Here is a 20902-nt window from a genome sequence, read left to right on the forward strand (position 1 = left end):
AGACCGCTTCCGCTGCATTCGACACCTATGACACAGTTCTCACCGTGCCGTTGAATGGTCTGCCGACCGAGACCAAGGCGCCGTGCCCGCGTACGTCGTCGATACGGCCGATCGGGTGCGCAAGCGGCTGCTGGCCGCCGACCTGCCGTGCGTGCTGGGCCACGCCGACTTCGAAGCGCAGAACCTCCGGTGGCGCGACGGGGACGTGTGGGTCGTCCACGACTGGGACAGCCTGGCGTGGCAGCCGGAGGCGGCACTGGCGGGTGCGGCGTGCGGGGCGTTGGCCAGCGCGTCACCGCCGACCCTGGCACCGATCGAGAGCTCCGCCGCGTTCCTGGTTGCCTATCAGGATCTCCGGGGGTACCGGTTCACCGCGGAGGAGCAGGAGATCGCGTGGGCGGCCAGCCTGTGGCCGGCGGCGCACAACGCTCGCTGGGAGGCGGTGCACGGTGACACCCCGGTGTGCTGTGACGCCATCCGCGCACAGGCAGCCGAGCGCCTCCGCCGGGCCAACGCCTAGCCCCAGCGCCCAATCGGTAGTGGGCAGCTTCTGGCTATAGCTACAGCAAGTGAGCACAAGTGCCGCTTATCGAGCCGATTGACGCTGGTCCGGGTTGGTGTCGGCCGTGCTGGGTGCTCGGTCGCCGCGTCTGGTGCGGCCGGATCGTGTTGTACAGAATCCTTGTGCTGGTCCCTCTGCAAACTCGGCTATTCGTCCCGGGCGCAGATCGCCGCCTGGACCTCGCGTTCACATCGAGCGCAATAGCACCCGACCTGGGCACGCGACGGCTGTCGGAGCGGTCTCTGGGTAGCGGCGCTCGGCAGAAATGGGTATGTCTATCGGTAGTTCTACGGTCGCGGTCGGGCGTTGAGCGGGAGACGCTCGGTGAGGACAGCATGCATCGCTATCAGACCGAGGTCTTCCATGTCCGAGCACAAATACGACCCCACCGGGAACGCAACCGTCATGATGATTCGACGTTGTGGGCGCTGTGAAAAGTTGTTCGCGCCGCTGACCGCCGAATGTTCGTCGTGTCGGTCCTGGGATCTCGAGTGGTCGCCTTCGTCCGGTCTCGGTTCGATCGTGTCGTCGCGGCTCGTACACCGTCGTGTGAGCCGTCCGCAGGCCCAGGTGGAGCCATTGACGATTGCCATCGTGGAACTCGACGAGGGTCCGTGGGTGTACGCGACGATCGAAGGTGATGTCGCACCCGTTTCGGATCCGCCGGTCCGGGTCCGATTCGAGCCGCGTCCTCGGGTGGATCGCTTTCCGGTGTTCGCGGTCTGCCCCGCGGCGCCCGATTCGGATGGTGGCGATCGTTCCACGACACGGCGCGCAAGCGCTTCGAACGCGCATCGTCGCGCAGTCGAGCGTCGCTGCGACGCGCAGTGGGTGCGGACATCGCTTCGCCAGTGTGAACGGATGGCGGGCGCGCAGGCCCTCGATACGACCGCGCAGTCCCTGATCAGCTTCGCGATCCGATGGGCGCCGTTCGGCGGCGCCACGGCCGCCGAACTGCTCGTGACCTTTGGTGTGACCCGTCAGCGGTTTCTGCACATGGCGGACGAGGCGCTGCTCCCACGACCGACCGACAGCGTCGAGGTGCGCGGGCTGAAGCATGATTTGCGGGACGCCCTGGCACAGGCATGGCAGATGAGCCCGACCGCGGTCCCCACGCGTTGCGCCTGATCGAATAGGCCACGCGAGCAACGGCTATTCGACGGTCATCTCCCCCATTTCGGACCAGCCGGTGGCGTCGATGGTCTGGCTGATGATCTGGGGAGTCGACGCGAGCGCCTGCGGCAATTCCTTCATCGCGGTCTCGAAGTGGGGACTGCCGACATGGGCCGCGCCCGCGGCCTGGTCTCGAAAGGCTTCTACGAGAACGAATTCGCTGGGGTCGTCGACACTGCGCGACCAGTCGAACCAGAGGTTGCCCTCCTCGGCACGGGTCGCCGCGGTGAACGGTGCGACGAGGTCGAGCCAGCGGTCGGTCCATTCGGGCTTGGTCTTGAATTTCACGACGATGAAGATCATTGCCTGCCTCCTGAGGTAGGTCGGGCTGCGCGACACAGCCCGACTCGCGCTGTTGTCGGGCGGTGATCGTTGCCAATATCCCATTGTCGGACAGTCAGTAGGTGTCGGAGGGCCGAACGCGAGGCCCTCGCCCCGAGCACCGAAACCGGAGCGGATCGAGCTTGGGTCCACCATGATCTCTGCCGCGATCGAGCAGCAGTGCCACGATGGATGCGGCGCTGTGCAAAGCCGACCGAGTGACTTTCAGCGGGTCGATCACGCAAGCATCGAATATGTCGTGGCGTAGCCGAGTGGACGAGAAGCAAGGTCGCCACGCCCTGGTAGGTGCTCAGACCAGGGCAGCGCGACCGCGTGCGTAGGCGACGACGTCCTCTGCATAAGCCGACTCGCTCCGCTCCGCAAGGCACGTCCGGAGCTGGATCAACGCGTCGTCGAGTTGCGGTCCTGGTCCGCGGTCGGCGAGCAGGACGACGATCGCTTCCCAGGTCGCGATCTGCCGGTCCGGGGCAGCCAGCAGTTCGTCGAGATAGTGGTCCGGCTCCAGCAGCCGCAGCGCCCGACGCGCATAGGCGTGCACGCGTCGGGGCAGCTCGGCGCGGATGGCGTCGACGTCTGCCTGCAACACCCGGCCCGGTTGTGTCGGGTCGAGGTGCAGCGACCACAGCTCGGTCAGCTCCTCGGGCATGCCGTGGTCGTTGATCAGCCCGGGGCCGGTCGCCAGCTCGAGCGGCGTGACCGGGAGCCCCAGCTGCGCATTGCGCCAGTTACGGAATTCCCACCAGGCGGTGGGTGTCGCACTCAGGCTCAGTCCGAATCTGAGTACCTGCTGCCCGTCGGTCCAGGTACGCAGAGTCCGGGTGCGGCCGACCGATGCCACACCACCCGGCACGACTCGCACCCACGTAGCCTCCGAGCCGTGAAAGCCGTACGGCTGCAGCAGCTTTCCCGCATCGCGCGTCAGTCGGCGCACCGCCGAATCCGGTCCGACCATGTCAGCAGACTAGCGGTACCCACCGACACAACTGGATCAGCGTGCATCCCACCGGGGATTTTTCGGCGTGCCGCAGCCGTCGATCTCGGCCGCGCGAGTTACCGCGCGTCGGTCGCCGTCAGCACGCGAGCGTCGGCGGCACGGTCCAGCTGTGCGCCGACCTGCGGGTAGGTCGGATACTCGATGCCCGAGATGTACTGCACCGTCCGCACCACCTGGCACGAATAGCCGAATTCGTTGTCGTACCAGACATACAGAATCGCGGTGTCGCCCTCGACGATCGTGGCATTGGCATCGATGATCGAGGCTGCGCGCGATCCGATGAAATCGCTGGAAACCACGTCGGTGGCGGCGGTGTAATCGAGGTTTCGGCTCAACGGCCCGGCGAGCGAAACCTGACGCAGGTAGGCGAGTACATCGGCCTTCGTCGTCTCCCGCTCGAGCTGCAGATTCAGAATCGCCACCGATACGTCGGGGGTGGGGACACGAATCGAGTTGCCGGTGATCTTGGCCTTGAAGTCCGGCATCGCCTTCGCGACCGCGGACGCGGCACCGGTTTCGGTGAGCACGAGATTGAACGGCGCGGACCGGCCGCGACGGTCCGCCTTGTGATAGTTGTCCAGCAGGTTCTGGTCGTTGGTGAACGAGTGCACCGTTTCCACGTGACCGCGGATGATGCCGTACTCGTCGTCCATGGCCTTGAGCGGCGGCACGATCGCGTTGGTCGTGCACGAGGCGCACGAGAAGATCTGCTGCGACAGGTCCAGGCTGCGGTGGTTGACGCCGTGCACGATATTCGGAACGTCGCCCTTACCGGGGGCGGTGAGCACGACCTTCGCAATGCCGGGACGCAGATGCTGCGACAGGCCGTCACGATCACGCCACTTACCGGTGTTGTCGATCAGGATCGCATTTTCGATCCCGTACTCGGTGTAGTCGATCGCCGTCGGATCATTGCTGTAGATGAATTTGATCACGTTCCCGTTCGCGGTGATCGTGTCATTGTCGGTATCGACCTTGATCGTGCCGTTGAAATGGCCGTGCACCGAATCCCTGCGCAGCAGCGACGCACGCTTGGTCAGATCGTCCTCGCCGCCTTTGCGCACCACAACGGCACGCAGGTTCAGCCCATTGCCGGACCCGGCCTTCTCGATGAGCAGCCGAGTGACCAGACGACCGATGCGGCCGAAGCCATACAGGACAACATCCCGCGGGCCCGGTGACCGAGCCTTATTGCCATCGGTCACCTCGGCCAGGACCGCTGCGGTGAACTCGCTGATCGACAGTCCGCGATCGTCGGCGCGATAGGCCATCACCAACTGACCGAGATCGATCTTGCAGGGCCCCAGATCCAGCCCCCCGAGCACCTGCAGAAAGGGCAGGGTCTGGTCCACCGACAGCTCTTCGCCCTCGATCTGCCGCGCGAAGCGGTGCGTCCGCAGGATGCTGATCACCGACTTGTTCACCAGCGGCCGACTGTGCAGCAGGATCGTCACGCCCTTTGCCCGATACAACCTGCCGATAATGGGAATCATCGCCTCCGCGGCGGCTTCCTGAGCGTTCCAGCGGTCAAGTTGTTCGGTAGTCAACACAGGTCCTCGGATTTCCTCGATCTATTCGCCGCATCCATGCTAATGAGGGCCGCGATATCACCGAGTTCGGATCCCCACCGGTGAGCTTCGGCTCCTGCCCACAGCAATCCGACCAGTACAACAGCTACGGGACGCCGCGGGTCAGAACTGCAGTCGCGGCTACCGCGAGCACCACCGCGACAGCGGTGATTCGATCGCTGTCCCGAGTCGACGCCGATCATCAGGCACTATGGGACGGTCGACACAGGTGACGAGGAGATCCGAATGACATACATTCCCGAGCCCACCAGGTACGACGGCGCAATGCGCTACCGCCGCTCAGGCAGGTCCGGCCTGGATCTGCCCCTGCTCTCGCTCGGCTTCTGGCACAACTTCGGCGACGATCGTCCCTACCTCCTCCAGCGCGAGATCGCCCTGCACGCCTTCGACCTCGGCATCACCCATTTCGACCTGGCCAACAACTACGGCCCCCCGTATGGGTCGGCCGAGATCAACGCCGGACGAATCCTGAGCGAGGATCTCGCGCGGTATCGCGACGAACTCGTCATCTCCACCAAAGCGGGATGGGACATGTGGCCCGGGCCGTACGGGCAGGGTGGCGGGTCGCGCAAATACCTGCTTGCCTCCCTCGATCAGTCACTGACCCGACTCGGGCTCGACTACGTCGACATCTTCTACTCGCACCGATTCGACCCGACGACCCCGCTCGAGGAAACCGCGGCGGCACTGAATACCGCTGTCCGCCAAGGGAAAGCGCTATACGTGGGAATTTCGTCGTACACCGCGAAGGATTCCGTCGCGATGGCAACGATCTTGCGTGAGCTCGGCACACCGCTACTGATCCACCAGCCGTCCTACTCCATGCTCAACCGTTGGATCGAGACCGAAGGGCTGCTCGACGCCGCCGCGGCAGCAGGGTTCGGCGTCATCGGGTTCACCGCACTCGCACAGGGCATGCTCACCTCGAAGTACCTCGATGGCGTTCCCGCGAAATCGCGTGCCACACAGGGCAAGTCGTTCCAGACCGAATTACTCACCCCCGATATGATCGCGCGGCTGCGCAAGCTGAACGCGATCGCGGATCAGCGCGGACAAACGCTGGCGCAACTGGCCCTGTCCTGGGCGCTGCGCGACGACCGCATGACCTCGCTGGTGATCGGCGCGTCCACCACCGACCAACTCGATCAGAACGTCGCAGCGCTGGACAATCTCGATTTCGACGCCGCCGAGCTCGCCGACATCGATACCCTCCTCGACAACGACGGCGAAGTCGATCTCTGGCGGTCTGCGCGCCAAGGCATCCTCTGAACAGGTTTGCAATACGGCACTTTTCGCGTCGCCGACCCCAGAGTGGACGGCCGCAGTCGAGCCTACGAGCGAGCGGCGGCGCTCGACGGCGCATCCGGCCGGTTCGCTGGCAGGATATGAGGGTTGAGTATGAGCGCGGGATCCACGCCGTGCCGAATCGCTTTCATCAGGTCGATATCGACCGCGGATCTGCCGAGATGGATCCATGCGGCCTTCGAACGGCCGACTCCGTGCTCCGCGCTGATACTTCCGTTGTGGGCCACGACCAACTCGAATACGAACTCGGTAATCCGCTGGGCGGCTGCGGGATCCACATCCAGCAGATTCACATGCACGTTGCCGTCGGCGAGATGGCCGAACACGATCAGCCGGACCGACGGAAATACCGAGCCGATCTCACGACGGAGTACATCTATGAAGGACTCCAACTCCGCAACCGGCATCGCGACATCCAGTTTGACCGGAGGCGTCGCGGAGGCCGCGTTGACGGATTCGGTGTGGCTTTCCCGGAATTCCCAGAGCCGCTGGCCGCGCCCGAGCGTCGCATCCACAACGAGATCGCCTGCCTGCTCGAGTGTTTCGAGCAGCACCGTGGCGACATCCGGCGATCCGGATGCTTCGACGAGCAGATAGTACGGCGCGCTGTCGCCGAGGGGGTGGCGGAGTTTTCGGTGCTGTAGGACCAGCGTCATCCCGTCGTCGGTCATGAGCTCCGCCGCCTCGATGGTGAGCCCCGCCCGTCGGAACGCATCCGTCAAAGCCAGTGCCGATTCGACGGTTTCGACCCCGGCCAGGACCACCTCGGTGTGTGTCGGCGGCACATGCAGCTTCATCAGGACCTTGGTAATGATCGCCAGCGTGCCCTCCGATCCCGCGAGCAACCCCGGCAGGTGGTAGCCCACATTGTCCTTGGTGAAGTTCTTCCACCGGGTGAGCACACTGCCGTCCGACATCACGGCCTCGATGCCGAGCAACTGGGCTCGGGTGTCGCCGTACTTGATCACGCGGACGCCGCCCGCATTCGTTGCCACGATTCCGCCCAGCGTGGCCGAGTCGCGGGAGGCGAGGTCGACACCGAAAGTGAGGCCCACCCGCTGTGCGGCGGTATGTGCCTCGGCGACGGTGGCGCCCGCCCCCGCCGCGAGGGTGCGGGCGATCGGATCGACTGCCTCGATCGAGTCGAGACGTTCGGAGCTCAAGACGATCTCGCCGTGCATCGGGATAGAACCACCCACCAGTCCGGTATTACCGCCTTGGGCGACAACCCCTATTTCGAACTCGCGGCACAGTCGCATGATCCGGACTACTTCTTCGGTGCTGCCGGGACGCACCACCGCTGTGGTGCCACCGTGCCAACGGCCGGTCCAGTCGATGACATAGCGAGCGGTCATATCGGGATGGGTGAAGACGTGAGCCTTTCCGACGATGGCGGACAATTCGAGTACAAAACGTACTCGCGCCCCGGGGCTCATCCGTCGGATCCTTTCAGCCGTGACGAGCGCAGCGCTACCGGGAATCATGGCGTATCTCACGTTCTTTCACGATGGCGAGTACACGGCCGCGGGTCAGGAACCATCCGCCGACCAAGGCTGGAATCATGATCACCCCCGCCGCGATCACCGCGCCGCGTTGCACACTGTCGTCGCTGGATGCCATCAACGCGACCACCCCGGCGAGGAATACCAGCGTCGCGATACTCGTGTACGGCGCACCGATCAACCGGAACGACGGACGCTCGGCCAGGCCCTTGCGCCACCAATGCCACAGTTTCAGCTGGCACAGGATGATCGCCGCCCAGGCGGTGATGGTGCCGAGCGCGGACATATTGAGCACGATCTCGTAGGCATGCTCGGGTACCATCGCGTTCAATCCGACGCCGATCAGCGCGATGGCACCGGTGGCGAGAATGCCGACGTAGGGCACACCACCACGCGACATCCGCGCGGCCGCCTGGGGCGCACTGCCGTTCATCGACATCGACCGCAGGATCCGACCGGTCGAGTACAGGCCCGCGTTCAGACTGGAGAAGGCCGCCGTCAACACCACCAGGTTCATGACCGAGTCAGCGCCCCCCACACCGAGTTTCGAGAAGAAAGTGACGAACGGGCTCTCACCGGACTTGAAAGCGGTGTAGGGCAGCAGCAGGCCGAGCAGCACCAGCGAGCCGACGTAGAACAGCGCGATGCGGGCGATGACCGAGTTGATGGCCCGCGGCATGATCTTTTCCGGACTCTCCGCCTCACCCGCCGCCGTACCGACCAATTCCACTGCGGAGTAAGCGAATACGACGCCCGTGGTGACGGTGACCAGTGGCAGCAGACCGGTCGGGAACAGGCCGCCGTGGTCGGTGAGCACGCCGAACCCCGTGGACTGCCCTTGGATGGTGAATCTACCGGTGAGGAAGACGGTTCCGATAATCAGGAAGGCGACCAACGCGACCACCTTGATCAATGCCGCCCAGAACTCGAGCTCACCGAACCAGCGCACCGAGACCAGGTTGATCGCGACAACGACCGCCAAGGCGATGAACGCAATGAACCACTGGGGAACTACGTGAAACGTTCCCCAGTAGTGGACATAGGTCGCGATCGCGGTGATATCCACGATCCCGCTCATGCACCAGTGGAAGAAGTACATCCACCCGACCGCGAAAGCCAGCTTCTCGCCATAGAACTCACGCGCATAGGAAACAAACGATCCGGAGGACGGACGATGCAGCACCAGCTCGCCCAGCGCCCGCAGGATGAAGAACACGAAGATGCCACACACCGCGTACACCAGGAACAGTCCGGGACCGGCAGTGTGCAACCGACCACCCGCACCCAGGAACAGTCCGGTTCCGATCGCGCCGCCGATCGCGATCATCTGCAGCTGACGCGGCCGCAACGCCTTGTGATAGCCCGCATCCTCGACGTGCAGCGCGTCCGCGGGCGCCGACAACTCGGGATCGGGACGAACTGTCGCCATCGGTTGCTCTCCTCCGGTGACGGGAATAAATCGTCAACCAATGTACCGTCAAATATTGGCACGATCAATAGAGGTGTGAATTTGCCCAGGTGAGACCCCATTTCGCAGGCGCAGAGACTGGCGCGGCTTTGCCACCGACGTCAGCGGCCCGACCAAAACGCTGGCCGCGCAACGCGAATAGGCTGCGGGCGGCCAGCAGCGCAACCACTGCCATGCCGACACGAAAGCCGCCCAAGACCCGGACCACACCCAAATCCGTTGGGCACCAAAGTATTTCGTTGTCAACGACACCGGCTTGCTTCACCTCGGCCAGCACCGCCCGGCGCCGGATGCGCCGGGCGCGAAAAAACCGAGCCTAGGCAGGCGGCCGATACGTGACCTCCCGAGTGACGGCTTCGTCGACCTGCTCAGGGGTCAGCAGCGCCACGGTGTGCGATATCGCCGCACCGGAAGCAGCGGTGCGGATGGCGAGTGCCGCGGCCGAAACCTCGTCCGGGACATCACCGATTACGAACAGGTCGTCCTCACCGAAAGCGAAATAGCAGATGTCCACATGGCCGCCCACACTCTCGACCATTTCGGTGATGGCCGCTCGGCGCGCGCTGCCGCCCTGCGCGAGCAAACCGCGCGCCCCCTCCGGTGAGTAGCCGACCCGCCACAGGTACTTCGACATGTCCAGTCGCCTCCTTCTCGCAGAACGATCTCGGCGAGACGACCCTACGGTCTCGCCGACCGCCGGGCGGCAACGTAGTAACAGCGTCCCAGCAATGATGCAGCAACGTAACAGTGGCGCTGCCGCAACTGACGTGCGCGCGACCAAGTCGCGCGCACCGTAACGGCTCACCAAGTGGTCATGATTCGTCCAGAAGGTTTTCCCGATGCAAATGCGCCCGCCTCGGCAGACCGCTTGCCGCCCGCCCAGATGCGAGGGCATGGGACCGGCTCCGGCGTCTACCAGCTACACGGCGACCGCGGTCTTCGAACTGGCAGGCGGGTGCACGACGCCGGTGAATTTTCCGCTGGAGATGTCGTAGGTGTGCTGGCGCACGGCGTCGCCGGAGTTGCCTTCGATGGTGGTAATGGTGTTGCCGTTGCGGGCCACCACCACGCCGATGTGATTTTGGCCAGCGAAGACGATGAGGTCGCCGGGGCGGGCACTCGCCATGTTGCTGTCGGCCAAGCCTTTGCTCGCGGCGTCGGACCAGACGCTGGGTACATAGTTCTTATTGCTCCAGTCCACATTGATGCCGGACTTTTTCCAGACCCAGGTGGCGAAGGACGCACACCAGGCGTCATCGATGTTGTACGGCCGGTTCACGTGGTTGGTTCCGATTTCGGTGACGCCGAGTTCGTTCTCGGCGAATCCCTTGATCTTCTCGATGGTGCTGGCATCGGCAGGCGGCACATAGCTATGACCGGCCCACGCGGTTGTCAACGCGGTTGTGGTCCCGCCGTAGTAGCCGCTCGTCGGGTTGTCGGGTAGGGAGTTGTAGATGTGGTCGGCATGCCGCTGGATATCGATCGCGGCGTCGCACATCCGCTGCTCCACCGTTGCGGCGGTGGAGGCGCATGCGGTCCGCAGTGGGCCCTCCACCGATTCCGGCCAGTACTGTTTGCCTGTAGTCGCATCGTTGAGCGGTTCGAACGTCTTCTTTGCGTCGTCGAGGGTGCCTTGGAGTTGCTTGACCGCTTTCTCGATGTCGTCGTATGCGTCACCCGCCACGGAGTAGGTTCCGTAGGTCGAGCTGTCGACGCCTTCGTCGTTGTCTTCCATCGAGGCTTCGATGTCTTGCAGCGCGGAGACGGCTTCGTTGTGGTTGGTCGTCGCGATCGACTGATTCTTATCGTCGATGAGGTTCTTGTCCCGCAGCAGTTTCACAAATTTCGGAGCCCTGGACGGCGTGCCCGCGCCCAGCCTGTCGACATTGGCCTGAACCGCCGCGTGGGTGGCACGGACGATGCCCTTGAGCATGTCCGATGCGTAACCGGGAACGGTCAGCGACGGGATGATCCGATAGTGATCAACGGTCGGGCTCACCGCAGCCCCCGATCATCGCTCCGCCGCGGACTCACGAACAGCACCATCCGTAATCCTCTACGCGCCAGGGACATACGCGATTCGAGTATTATCCATTCCCAGAATTGGGGACAGTTTCGGTCACCGCCCTTACTCGCTGCGGATGGCTTCGTAGGGCAACAATCGGTCAGGTGTCATAGCGCGCCTCGGCGCGACATGCAACGAGGCCCGGGTTCTGGACGAATTGGCACCAGGTCCGCCACCGACGGACCGACGAAAGATCAGTTCGCGAAGGGGCAGTTGCGATCACTGATCTTGCGGTCACGCAACAGAATCTGCTGTCCCCCGGTCAGCCACACGGGACGTTCTACCTGTACCTCTCCTACCCCGAACAGCTCGGGCCATCCGACGAGATCGCCTGGGAGCTGCTCGAAGAACACTGCGTCGCGGTCGTGCCCGGGACCGCTTTCGGGGCGGACAGCGGCAAGCACGCGCTACGAATCTCCTACGCCTGCGGCATCGAAGACCTCCGCGAAGGTTTGACCCGAGTCATCACCGTAATGGCCGACCGCAGCGGCAGTCGGTCAGGTTGAGCCGAGAAGCAGACCACATAGGCTGTTCTTCTTCAGGCCGCAACACAGCCCACGCTCGGTGATGCGACCCAGCCGAAGGGATAACCGTCTCTATCCGGGGCACTGGATTGGGCAACCGAACAGCACATGCCGGATTCGCCGACGGCCTGTGCTGTGCGCGCTGCGGCTGATGCTCAGGGGTTGAGCTCCGGCTGGCCGTCGTCTGCCACCGGTCGCGCGGCGAGCACGATCGCCATCACATGCAACACGTGCTCCGACATCAGCTCCCCCGCCTTTTCGGCCTGCCCGGCGAGAATCGCCTGCGCAATCGCGACGTGCTCATGGGCGCAGTTGATCGAGTCCTGCGAGGGCGGGACGTCGCGCTCTCGGAGAACCGAGGTCAGTACGAGTGAATCGTCGACGGCCTCGGCGAGCACCGAATTCCCGCTCGCCTGCGCGATGGCGCGATGAAACGACCGGTCGTGGCCGCGGAAGGTCGCGGCATCGTGCGCCTCGGCGGCCTTCACGGACTTGTGTGCCAGCATGACGAGCTGTTCCCGCGCCTCCGCGTCCGCGCGATTGGCAGCGTAGAAGCTCGAACTGCGTTCGATCCCAGCGCGGAACTCATAGGCATCGCGAATGCCTCGGATCGACGGGCGGACAACTCGCAGCCCACGCTCGCACGGTTCGACGAGACCGACATGCCGCAGTCGGAGCAACGCCTCGCGGACGGGCGTCTTGCTGACATTCAGCATCGACGCCACCTGTGCCTCGCTGACCCGGCTTCCGGCGGCCAACGCTCCGCTGACGATGCTGTCCCGAATCGCGTGAAGTACCCGATCGGTCAGGTTTTCCGGCCGATCAATAAAGGGGAGCGGCGATGCGTTCATTGCCGTGATGGTATCTGAGATATCGACCGCGAACCAAGATGGCCTGCGCCGTTCAGGGCAGACGCGCGGCACCTGCTGTCATGGCGGTTAGATCCGCTACGGAAGTAGCGTGCGTTGGTTTCGGTGGTCGGCCTACGGATTCCGGTGCCCGGTTTCGCCCACTGCCCCGTCCAGACAAATTGCCACGCTACCCACTCCGACTGCTCGCCGAGCGTAGTCATAGGCGGTCGAATACGGCCTGCGCGACCACCATTCGGCTACGTTCGACAGACCCCAGCCCCGGGGCTGGATACGGCAGGAGCTAGCTGGATGCGGCGCTGGGCATACTGCGTCGGGATGTCATATTCCATCGTTGGATGGACAGCGCCCTTGCGATCTCTTCGAGCTACTCGATCAGAGGCTCTTCAGTGCGGTGAACTGGTGCTTCTTTTGATATGTCTCCGATACTCATGGGTTGATATACGATATATGGGCAGCGCTTGCTGCGGGTATCCGACTGGTCTGCCGGGTGACGGTACGCCGCTATTGGCGCACACCGGCGAGAAGAATGAATGGAGTTGGTGAGTGAGCCGCGGCGTATTGGTGACTGGCGCATCCCGAGGAATCGGACGAGCGGTGGCGGCTGCGTTCGCGGAGGTCGGTGATCGGGTTGCGGTGCATTACTCGTCGCGTCGCTCCGATGCGGAGGCGACGCTGCGCGGACTGCCCGGCGACGGGCATGTCCTGGTCTGCGGAGATATCGCGAATCCGGCGGATGCCGCGGCGATCGTCGACGCGTCCGCGGCTGGGCTCGGCGGGATCGACGTCTTGGTCAACAACGCGGCGGTCAATCTGCCGCATCCGCTGCCGTCGACCGATTATGAACAGTGGCAGCAGGTTTGGCGCCGGACGGTGGACGTCAATCTGCTCGGCACCGCCAACGTCTCCTACGGGGTGGCGCGGCACATGATCGAGCGCGGCATCTCCGGACGCATCGTCAATGTGGGCTCGCGCGGCGCGTTTCGTGGCGAACCCGACCATCCCGCCTATGGCGCGACGAAGTCCGCGGTGCAGGCAATGGGGCAATCGCTGGCAATATCATTGGCGCCCTACGGGATTGTGGTGGCCTCCGTTGCACCAGGGTTCGTCGCCACCGAACGGGTCGCGGATCGGGTCACCGACGAGGTGCGCACACAAAGCCCCTTCCACCGAGTAGCCGAACCTGCCGAGATCGCCGCAGCCGTGCGCTATCTCGCCGCACCGGAGGCGGCATGGAGTTCGGGCGCCGTTCTCGATGTGAACGGCGCTTCGTATCTGCGGTGACGTATCGGATCAGGTCACACGGTTCATCACAGACCTTCGGCGCGTTGGCCAGAGGCAAGCCGGGCGACGCGGTTGTTCTCGAACTGCTCCGTACCGTCATCACCGAAGGAATCGAGGCTCTCGCGGTCGAGGCATCGACATCGCACTCGGCCGGCTGCTGACCACGCACTCCTTGCAGAAAGTACACATCAAATGACGAAAACAACGTTGTCCCCGGAAGCCAGCGGTGTCTACACCATCGCTCCCACACCCTTCACCGACGACGGCGCGATCGACGAGACCTCGCTGGACCGCCTGATCGACTTCTATGCCGAAATCGGCGCGAACGGAACCACGATCCTCGGCCAGCTCGGCGAGGCCCCCAAGCTGGATCAAGACGAAGCCCTGGGGATTGTGCGCCGCGTCATGAAACGGGCGCAGTTTCCGGTCGTGGTCGGAGTCTCGGCACCGGGATTCGCGTCGATGCGCTCAGTGAGCTCGGCGGCGATGGACGCGGGGGCCGCTGGCGTCATGGTCGCACCACCCCCGTCGCTGCGCACCGACGACCAGATCGTCAACTACTACGCCGACACGGTCGAAGCGATCGGCGCCGACGTGCCGTTCGTCATCCAGGACTACCCACTCACCTTCTCGGTTCAGATGACCCCCGCCGTGATCCGGCGCATCGTCGCCGACCACCCGAGCTGCGTGATGCTCAAACACGAGGACTGGCCGGGCCTCGAGAAGATCACGGCATTGCGCGGCTTCGAGGCAGACGGATCGATGCCGCATATTTCCATCCTGTGCGGCAATGGCGGGCTGTTCCTGGATTTCGAAACCGAACGCGGCGCCGACGGCGCCATGACCGGCTACTGCTTTCCGGAGCTCCTCGTCGACGTCGTGCGACTGACTGCCGCGGGACACCGCGACGCCGCACACGATCTGTTCGATGCCCACCTGCCGCTGATCCGCTACGAGCAACAGCCCGGCGTTGGGCTCGCCGTGCGCAAGTACGTCCTGGCGCGGCGCGGCATTCTCGCCAGCGCCGCACAACGCCGCCCGTCCACCGCGCTCAGCGACCGAGCCCGGGCCGATGCTCGCCAGGACAGCTCGCTACGACGGCCGCGCGCAGCTCGGCTGAGCGTCGGAGCCTCGTTCGCCGGGCAGTTGGTGACATGGACGTTCTCGCGATACACGATGCCTACGGTGCGGCGGTGCCAGAGCAGTGCCAGCAAGAGGTTGGCCAGCGCGCAACGCGCTTTGGTGCGACTCCCTTGCGCTCTTGGCCGTAGATCTCGTGCGCCCGTTCCCCGTGAATTCTATGTGGGAGCACCTGTCATCTGATTGTATCTGCTCCCAGATGGACGTAGGCTCGCTACATGAACCGACAGACGTCTATGTCAGCGGCCCCAGGGCCGGCGGGTCACAACGTCGCCGGGCTGGGCTCCACCCAGCCGGAGGTGTTTACAGCGGCACGAGTGGAGACGCGCCCGACCCGCTTCGGTAAGGACAACGGCGTCGCATGGCCGGTGCATGATGCGCGACCACTTCCACCAACGAAGGAGTGAAATGACATGAACGACCAGCATGCCGAAACCTCGATCGTCGCCGACTATGTTGTCGTCGGTACCGGATCGGCCGGCTCGATCATCACAGAACGGCTCAGCGCCAACTCCCGCAATCGGGTCGTGGTGTTGGAGGCCGGTGGAAAAGACACCGACCGGCGTATTCACATGCCGGTCACCTGGTTGCAGCTGTTCGGCAGTGACGTCGATTGGAACTATTCGACCGAGCCGCAGTCCGAGTTGGACGGGCGACGGATCCATTGGCCGCGCGGTAAAACCCTGGGCGGCTCGTCTTCGACGAACGCGATGATGTGGGTGCGCGGGTTTGCGGCCGACTACGACGAATGGGCGCAGCATGCTGGTGAGCAGTGGTCGTTCAACAATATCGTCGGATACTTCCGCGCGATCGAGGACGTCCAGGCAGCGCGCGAACCCGATGAGGGTGTCGGCGGGCAGATGCACGTCTCACATCAGCGCAGCCCTAATCGTCTCACTGCGGCCTGGCTACAGGCGGCTCGACAGTCGGGCTATTCGACCGAGCGCGCCAACCTTCCTCAGCCGAGCGGGTTCACCCAAACGGTTGTCACCCAGCATCGAGGCGCCCGATGGAGCACGGCTGATGCTTACCTGCGACCCGCCATGCGACGGGAAAACGTCACCCTCATTACCGACGCCACGGTCACCCGCGTGAGGTTCGTCAACAAACAGGCCGTTGGAGTGGAGTTCGAAAAGGACGGCCGAATCCAATTCATTCGCGTCAGCCGCGAAGTGATCCTGTCGGCGGGCACGGTGAATTCGCCGCAGCTGCTGATGCTTTCCGGTATCGGGGATCATCGCCAGCTGGCGCGCCTCGGCATCGACACACTGCACCACGCTCCACAAGTAGGCCGAAACCTCTGCGATCACTTGGTGTCGGTGCTCGGATTCGACGTGAACGAGCCGACGTTGGTCCGGGCCGGACGACCGTTGCACATCGCTGATTATCTGATCCGACGCCGCGGCATGCTCACTTCTCCGGCTCCCGAAGCCTACGGATTCGTACGCAGCGACCCACGCCTGAGGCTGCCCGACCTGGAGCTGTTCTTCGGGCCCGGCCCCTTCTTTGACGCCGGACTCGGTGAACCGTATGGACACGACGCGGTGTCCCTCGGATCGATTCTCGTCAAACCACACAGCACAGGGCACATCACCTTGGCCTCGTCGGACCCGAAAGCAAAACCGATCATCGATCCCCGGTATTTGTCCGACAGTGACGGAGCTGACCGCGCGGCAATGATGGAAGGTCTGCGGATCTGCGCGAGGATCGCCCACGCCCCGGCATTGAGCAGCGTGCTCGGCACGATGGCGCGCCCGGTCGGTGCCACCGACACCAGCGAAGCCACCCTCGAACGCTCACTCGAGAGCGAGTCCCACAGCATCTACCACCCCGTGGGCACCTGCCGGATGGGCAGCGATGCCGACAGTGTGGTCACACCGGAATTGGAAGTTCGCGGGGTGCGGGGACTGCGCGTCGCTGACGCCTCCGTCATGCCGACCATCATCCGAGGCCACACGAACGCGCCGAGCATCCTCATCGGCGCCAAGGCGGCGGATCTCATCACGACAGCCGAGGCAGCGTGACAAGCCCGAGTCCACTCACCATCTGATGCAACTGACATCAGATGGTGAGTGCTGCTACTTTTCAAAATGATGTAACCAACGTCGGCGGACACGTCATCAGCCGTAGCTTCGCGGCTCCGCACATCTTGCCGAGTGAGTATGGAGACACCGATGAGAGACTACGACGGGAAAACTGCGGCCGAGCGCACCGCCGAGCGGCGCCAACGCTTGATCGACGCCGGTTTCGAGCTGTTCGGCGAACACGGCTATGCCGGGACGTCGATCCGCGCGGTGCTTCGCCGAGCCGAGCTGCGAGACCGCTACTTTGCCGAGAGCTTCCCCGACCTCGACTCACTGCTGGCCGCAGTGTATTCCCAACTCATCGAAGAAGAGATCACCGCGTGCCGTGCCGCAATCGACGCCGAGAGTGGTTCATCGGACGGAGGAGCCCGCGCGATGATCGCCGCGCTGGTTCGATCCCTGGAAGGGGATCCGGGACGAGCCCGAATCAAATTGCGGGAAGCTGCCGCCGGCGGGCCGGTCGCACGAAAGTGCCGACAGGACGGGCTACACAAACTCGCCGAACTAGTCGCCAGCTTGCTACCACCATCGAAAACTCGCTCAGCAAAAGACCGGCTGTTGCTGTCGGTCGGCATGGTCGCTGCCGCCGACGAATGGCTCACCACGTGGATCGACGGCGAACAGAACCTCACTCCTCGCGACGTGGTCAACCTCGTCATGACGATGTTCGACGCTCTTGCTGAACGAGGTGCAACAGACGCCACCCACGACTGACCTGCCTGAGAACGGATGCACTCCTCGGTTCGCCCCGCACCGAAACGTACATCCGAGCAATCTGGGACGCCCTGAAGTAGTCGGATCCGCGGGCGACAGATCCGGTAGCGGGCCTACTGCTCCACGATTATCGGCGGACCGGTGCGCGCCGAAACGTCCTGTCGCGCAAGATCGCCGGTGTCGGCTGCCGCCTGGGAAAAGGCCGGATCAGTGGGCTTTCGGCGGCAGTGCGCCACACGAGTGCCCACCGGCAGATCGGCATGGCGCCTTGTGCCGCCGGTAGTGCGGACTTCCGTCTCGCCGATCTGCATTTGCCCGAGGTTTGCGACCCGGCTTGCTCACACCCTCTGTGGGTGTTTACTGAAAGAGCGTCTCAGTTGGCCCACCCTCCAATGGCAGTTCGAGGTGCGTATGCCGGTATGGCGACTGCGTGAATTCCGCGACGATGATCTGGATCAGGCAATCGAGATCTGGGAACAGAGCCGGGCGATCGGCGAGGAGCCGGTGTTCGCGTTGGCGGAGGTGCTGGCGTCCGCGCGAGCAGGGCAGCCAGCGGTGGTGGCCGAGGTCGGCGAAGAAATCGTCGGAATGGCGGTCGCCCAGATCCAGAACGAGCGTGCCTGGGTCCTGTTGGTGGCGCTGGGTACGCAGTGGCGGCGGCGCGGTATCGGTAGTGCGCTGCTTACCGAACTGGAGCGGCGGCTGCGGTCGAATGGGGTGCGGCGGATCTGCACGCTCCTCCCCCAGGATGCCACCGGGTCGGTCGCGTTCGAGAATTCCGGATATCTGCGCAGGACGGGTTTGGTCTACTACGAACTGCTGGAGCCGTTGGCGCCGGCGCAGTCCTCTTTGCTGACCGAGCTCGGTGGGCGGCTGCTGCCACCCGGGTTGTGGCAGTCGATGGGGGGAATGGACCGGGAGAAAGAAATCATCGAACGACGGATCGTGTTGCCGTTGGCGAACCCGGATGTCGCGGAGCGCTATCGGGTTCGGCCGCCCAAGAGCGTGATTCTGTTCGGTCCGCCGGGCACCGGAAAGACCAGTTTCGCGAAAGCGGTCGCCTCGAGACTGGGGTGGCCGTTCGTCGAGTTGTTCCCGTCTCGGTTGGCCGCGACGGCAAGCGGCGGGCTCGCGGCGTCCTTGCGTGAGGTGTTCGCGGAGTTGGCCGAACTCGATGAACTTCTATTGTTCATCGACGAGGTGGAGGAGATCGCGGGCGCACGCGAGGGGACGGCGACCAGCGCGGCGCACGGAGTAACGAACGAGCTGCTCAAGCTGATTCCGGCATTCCGGGAGGATTACAGCCGCCTGCTGATCTGCGCCACCAACTCGGTTCGTTCGCTGGACTCGGCGTTCCTGCGGCCGGGCCGCTTCGACTACGTGATACCGGTCGGTCCACCCGACGAACCGGCCCGCGAGGCGATCTGGCGGCGCTACCTCGGCCCCGTCGCCGAACACATCGACCTCGACCATCTGGTGCGCGCTACCGCCCACTTCACCCCCGCCGATATCGAGTACGCCGCCCGTGCCGGTGCGCAATCGGCGTTCGAACGCGCGATGCGCGAGAAGACGAACGAACCCGCCAACCTCGCGGACTACCTCACCGCCACTGCCAACACCCGCCTGACCTTGACACCGGACATCCTGACGGCGTTCGAACACGACCAAGCGAACTACACCAGACTCTGAGACCCGCCGCCTCAGTGCATGCTCGCGGTCATCCAACGCCGATGAGCAGGCGTCGGTCCGGAAGGTCGGGGCGCCGGGAGTTCTACCACGGGACTGTCTCCCCGTGGCGATCGAGGAACTGCAGGCCGGGGGCGCCGGCCTGCGCTTCGAGGACGTCGGCGACGGCAGGGATGCTCTCGCGGGGTGTGAGGGGCGCGTCGGGTCCGCCGAGCTGGGTCCGATTGTGGCCGGGGTCGATGAGCAGCTTGGTCTGTCCGTCGTCGGCATGGCGGGTGGCGTAACTGCGCATCAGCTGGTTGAGCGCGGCCTTGCTGGCCTTGTAGAGCTCAAAGCCGTCCTCGGTGTTTCGCGAGATGCTGCCCTGCTCGGAGGACATGACCGCGACGGTCCCGCCGGGCGCGACGAGTCCGCGCAGGGCCTCGAGGGTGCGCAGCGGGCTCAACGCGTTGGTGGTCATCACCTCGGTGAACATATCGGTCGAGACCTCGCTGATCGGCAAATTGCCTCGGTCGATCGCAGCATTGACGAAAAGCAGATCGAACCGACGGCCGGCCAGGCGCTCGGACAGCTCGGCCAGCTGGTCGGAGCTTGTCATCTCCAACGATTCGACCTCTAGCCGTCCGTGCGAGGCATCGGCATTCGCCTGCAGCTCGCCGCCGCCGCGGCGCGTCGTGGCGATGACTCGCCAGCCGCGTCGAGCGAGCTCGTTGGCCAGGACGAGCCCCAGCCCGCGAGAGGCACCGATGACGAGAGCTCGGCGGTCGGACGTAGTGGACACATTCACTCCTACATGGTTTCTAGTCTAGACGCAACGTTGCGACTAGACTACATGCCGACACCACCGATGGGTATGGTGTCTCGCATGCCCGCCGCGAACTCCCAGCCCCGCAGGGCGCATTCCGGCCCTCGACGCGATGAGGCCGCGCGCCTGGCTGTGCTTCATGCCGCCGACGATCTGCTGGTCGAGCACGGATTCGGCGCTCTCACCATCGAGGCGATCGCGCGTCGCGCCGGCGTCGCAAAGCAGACGATCTACCGCTGGTGGCCCTCCAAGGTCGAGATCCTGCTCGACACGCTCATCGAAGACAGCAACAAACACCTTGCCGTCCCGACGGAAGAGCCCACGGCCGAAAGCATCCGTGGCTACCTGCGCCGCTTCGCGCAATTTCTTGCCCGCGACCCCGCCGGCAAGGTCCTGCTCGCGCTCATCGCCCAGGCGCAGCATGATCCCGACACAGCCGAAAGCTTGCACAAGCGCTATCTCGGTCCACGCCGTGACCAGGAGCGCGACATGCTCACGCGCGGAATCGACGCCGGCGAGATCTCGCCCCGCCTCGGCCCCGACGCCACGATCGACGCTCTTGTCGGTCCGATCGTCTATTGCGCCCTGACGGGGTCGAGCATCCCGCGTGAACTGGTGGACACCCTCGTCGAGAACCTGCTCAGGCCCCGCGAAACTCGAGTGTCCGCTCAGCAGCTCGCCGGGCCGAACAGCCAGGTACCGACCAGCGAATCACCGGAGATAAACCCGTCTGCAGAAGGCGCCAGGTGACCGAACCGGGCCGCCGCGGAGACGTATGACGCGCGGCAGCGGCTTG

The 20902-nt window shown here is 64.4% G+C and carries 19 protein-coding genes and 1 pseudogene; 10 read left to right on the top strand and 10 right to left on the bottom strand.

Annotated elements, in window-relative coordinates; genetic code table 11:
* Positions 1 to 82 precede the first annotated feature (82 nt).
* The 3 genes and pseudogenes from ABZW16_RS24460 to ABZW16_RS24470 all read left to right on the top strand — a co-directional run bounded on the left by ABZW16_RS24460 (position 83) and on the right by ABZW16_RS24470 (position 1690).
* Positions 83 to 520 (top strand): hypothetical protein, encoded by a 438-nt coding sequence (locus tag ABZW16_RS24460; protein WP_354958314.1) that lies wholly within the window; start codon positions 83 to 85, stop codon positions 518 to 520.
* Between the two features lie 450 nt (positions 521 to 970).
* Positions 971 to 1231 (top strand): annotated as a pseudogene (locus ABZW16_RS24465) (OB-fold domain-containing protein); the annotation flags it as partial.
* A gap of 192 nt (positions 1232 to 1423) precedes the next feature.
* Positions 1424 to 1690 (top strand): hypothetical protein, encoded by a 267-nt coding sequence (locus ABZW16_RS24470; protein WP_354958342.1) that lies wholly within the window; start codon positions 1424 to 1426, stop codon positions 1688 to 1690.
* Between the two features lie 24 nt (positions 1691 to 1714).
* On the opposite strand, the gene ABZW16_RS24475 is transcribed toward ABZW16_RS24470, so the two are convergent.
* The 3 genes from ABZW16_RS24475 to ABZW16_RS24485 all read right to left on the bottom strand — a co-directional run bounded on the left by ABZW16_RS24475 (position 1715) and on the right by ABZW16_RS24485 (position 4618).
* On the bottom strand, positions 1715 to 2038 hold the full coding sequence (locus tag ABZW16_RS24475; protein ID WP_354958315.1) for a putative quinol monooxygenase: 324 nt from the start codon (positions 2036 to 2038) through the stop codon (positions 1715 to 1717).
* 328 nt (positions 2039 to 2366) lie between these two features.
* Positions 2367 to 3029, bottom strand: coding sequence for a hypothetical protein (locus tag ABZW16_RS24480; protein ID WP_354958316.1), 663 nt, complete (start codon positions 3027 to 3029; stop codon positions 2367 to 2369).
* Between the two features lie 98 nt (positions 3030 to 3127).
* A complete protein-coding gene (locus tag ABZW16_RS24485) occupies positions 3128 to 4618 on the bottom strand; it encodes a glyceraldehyde-3-phosphate dehydrogenase (protein ID WP_354958317.1) in 1491 nt (496 codons plus the stop codon).
* A gap of 267 nt (positions 4619 to 4885) precedes the next feature.
* Between ABZW16_RS24485 and mgrA the strand changes: the two genes are divergently transcribed.
* Positions 4886 to 5929, top strand: coding sequence for an L-glyceraldehyde 3-phosphate reductase (gene mgrA / locus ABZW16_RS24490; RefSeq protein WP_354958318.1), 1044 nt, complete (start codon positions 4886 to 4888; stop codon positions 5927 to 5929).
* A 62-nt stretch (positions 5930 to 5991) separates the two neighbouring features.
* Here the strand turns inward: mgrA and ABZW16_RS24495 are convergent, their stop codons facing one another.
* From ABZW16_RS24495 to ABZW16_RS24520, 6 genes are all read right to left on the bottom strand, one after another.
* Positions 5992 to 7401, bottom strand: coding sequence for an FAD-binding oxidoreductase (locus ABZW16_RS24495; protein WP_354958320.1), 1410 nt, complete (start codon positions 7399 to 7401; stop codon positions 5992 to 5994).
* 34 nt (positions 7402 to 7435) lie between these two features.
* The gene (locus ABZW16_RS24500) at positions 7436 to 8896 is read right to left on the bottom strand and encodes an amino acid permease (protein WP_354958322.1); all 1461 of its coding nucleotides are present in this window, start codon (positions 8894 to 8896) and stop codon (positions 7436 to 7438) included.
* A gap of 355 nt (positions 8897 to 9251) precedes the next feature.
* Positions 9252 to 9569: a GYD domain-containing protein gene (locus ABZW16_RS24505; RefSeq protein ID WP_354958323.1), complete on the bottom strand. Its 318-nt coding sequence runs from the start codon at positions 9567 to 9569 to the stop codon at positions 9252 to 9254.
* Between the two features lie 285 nt (positions 9570 to 9854).
* Complete coding sequence (locus ABZW16_RS24510) at positions 9855 to 10934, bottom strand: CHAP domain-containing protein (RefSeq protein WP_354958324.1); 1080 nt, start codon at positions 10932 to 10934, stop codon at positions 9855 to 9857.
* Between the two features lie 260 nt (positions 10935 to 11194).
* Complete coding sequence (locus tag ABZW16_RS24515; protein ID WP_354958325.1) at positions 11195 to 11404, bottom strand: hypothetical protein; 210 nt, start codon at positions 11402 to 11404, stop codon at positions 11195 to 11197.
* Positions 11405 to 11679: 275 nt separating this feature from the next.
* Complete coding sequence (locus ABZW16_RS24520; RefSeq protein ID WP_354958326.1) at positions 11680 to 12375, bottom strand: GntR family transcriptional regulator; 696 nt, start codon at positions 12373 to 12375, stop codon at positions 11680 to 11682.
* A 582-nt stretch (positions 12376 to 12957) separates the two neighbouring features.
* Between ABZW16_RS24520 and ABZW16_RS24525 the strand changes: the two genes are divergently transcribed.
* The 5 genes from ABZW16_RS24525 (at position 12958) to ABZW16_RS24545 (ending at position 19304) form a co-directional block, all read left to right on the top strand.
* Entirely contained in the window at positions 12958 to 13677 is a 720-nt protein-coding gene (locus ABZW16_RS24525) for an SDR family oxidoreductase (protein WP_354958327.1), read from the top strand.
* Between the two features lie 192 nt (positions 13678 to 13869).
* On the top strand, positions 13870 to 15000 hold the full coding sequence (locus ABZW16_RS24530; RefSeq protein ID WP_354958328.1) for a dihydrodipicolinate synthase family protein: 1131 nt from the start codon (positions 13870 to 13872) through the stop codon (positions 14998 to 15000).
* Between the two features lie 230 nt (positions 15001 to 15230).
* Entirely contained in the window at positions 15231 to 16841 is a 1611-nt protein-coding gene (locus ABZW16_RS24535; protein ID WP_354958330.1) for a GMC family oxidoreductase N-terminal domain-containing protein, read from the top strand.
* A 207-nt stretch (positions 16842 to 17048) separates the two neighbouring features.
* Positions 17049 to 17615: a TetR/AcrR family transcriptional regulator gene (locus ABZW16_RS24540; protein ID WP_354958331.1), complete on the top strand. Its 567-nt coding sequence runs from the start codon at positions 17049 to 17051 to the stop codon at positions 17613 to 17615.
* A 411-nt stretch (positions 17616 to 18026) separates the two neighbouring features.
* Positions 18027 to 19304, top strand: a complete 1278-nt coding sequence (locus ABZW16_RS24545; RefSeq protein ID WP_354958332.1) for a GNAT family N-acetyltransferase — start codon at positions 18027 to 18029, stop codon at positions 19302 to 19304.
* A gap of 82 nt (positions 19305 to 19386) precedes the next feature.
* Here the strand turns inward: ABZW16_RS24545 and ABZW16_RS24550 are convergent, their stop codons facing one another.
* Positions 19387 to 20082 (bottom strand): SDR family NAD(P)-dependent oxidoreductase, encoded by a 696-nt coding sequence (locus tag ABZW16_RS24550; protein ID WP_354958333.1) that lies wholly within the window; start codon positions 20080 to 20082, stop codon positions 19387 to 19389.
* Between the two features lie 84 nt (positions 20083 to 20166).
* Here ABZW16_RS24550 and ABZW16_RS24555 point away from each other — a divergent pair, with 84 nt between their 5' ends.
* Positions 20167 to 20856, top strand: a complete 690-nt coding sequence (locus ABZW16_RS24555; protein ID WP_354958334.1) for a TetR/AcrR family transcriptional regulator — start codon at positions 20167 to 20169, stop codon at positions 20854 to 20856.
* The last annotated feature ends 46 nt before the right edge of the window (positions 20857 to 20902 follow it).

It is taken from the genome of Nocardia sp. NPDC004604 (assembly GCF_040609795.1).
In the GTDB taxonomy this organism is placed as follows: Bacteria; Actinomycetota; Actinomycetes; order Mycobacteriales; family Mycobacteriaceae; genus Nocardia.

Bases quoted from the DNA above. Each gene is read 5' to 3' on its own strand.
- ABZW16_RS24470 (WP_354958342.1), top strand. From the start codon at position 1,424: ATGGCGGGCGCGCAGGCCCTCGATACGACCGCGCAGTCCCTGATCAGC.
- ABZW16_RS24475 (WP_354958315.1), bottom strand. From the start codon at position 2,038: ATGATCTTCATCGTCGTGAAATTCAAGACCAAGCCCGAATGGACCGAC.
- ABZW16_RS24480 (WP_354958316.1), bottom strand. From the start codon at position 3,029: ATGGTCGGACCGGATTCGGCGGTGCGCCGACTGACGCGCGATGCGGGA.
- mgrA (WP_354958318.1), top strand. From the start codon at position 4,886: ATGACATACATTCCCGAGCCCACCAGGTACGACGGCGCAATGCGCTAC.
- ABZW16_RS24495 (WP_354958320.1), bottom strand. From the start codon at position 7,401: ATGAGCCCCGGGGCGCGAGTACGTTTTGTACTCGAATTGTCCGCCATC.
- ABZW16_RS24500 (WP_354958322.1), bottom strand. From the start codon at position 8,896: ATGGCGACAGTTCGTCCCGATCCCGAGTTGTCGGCGCCCGCGGACGCG.
- ABZW16_RS24505 (WP_354958323.1), bottom strand. From the start codon at position 9,569: ATGTCGAAGTACCTGTGGCGGGTCGGCTACTCACCGGAGGGGGCGCGC.
- ABZW16_RS24520 (WP_354958326.1), bottom strand. From the start codon at position 12,375: ATGAACGCATCGCCGCTCCCCTTTATTGATCGGCCGGAAAACCTGACC.
- ABZW16_RS24530 (WP_354958328.1), top strand. From the start codon at position 13,870: ATGACGAAAACAACGTTGTCCCCGGAAGCCAGCGGTGTCTACACCATC.
- ABZW16_RS24535 (WP_354958330.1), top strand. From the start codon at position 15,231: ATGAACGACCAGCATGCCGAAACCTCGATCGTCGCCGACTATGTTGTC.
- ABZW16_RS24545 (WP_354958332.1), top strand. From the start codon at position 18,027: ATGCCGGTATGGCGACTGCGTGAATTCCGCGACGATGATCTGGATCAG.
- ABZW16_RS24555 (WP_354958334.1), top strand. From the start codon at position 20,167: ATGCCCGCCGCGAACTCCCAGCCCCGCAGGGCGCATTCCGGCCCTCGA.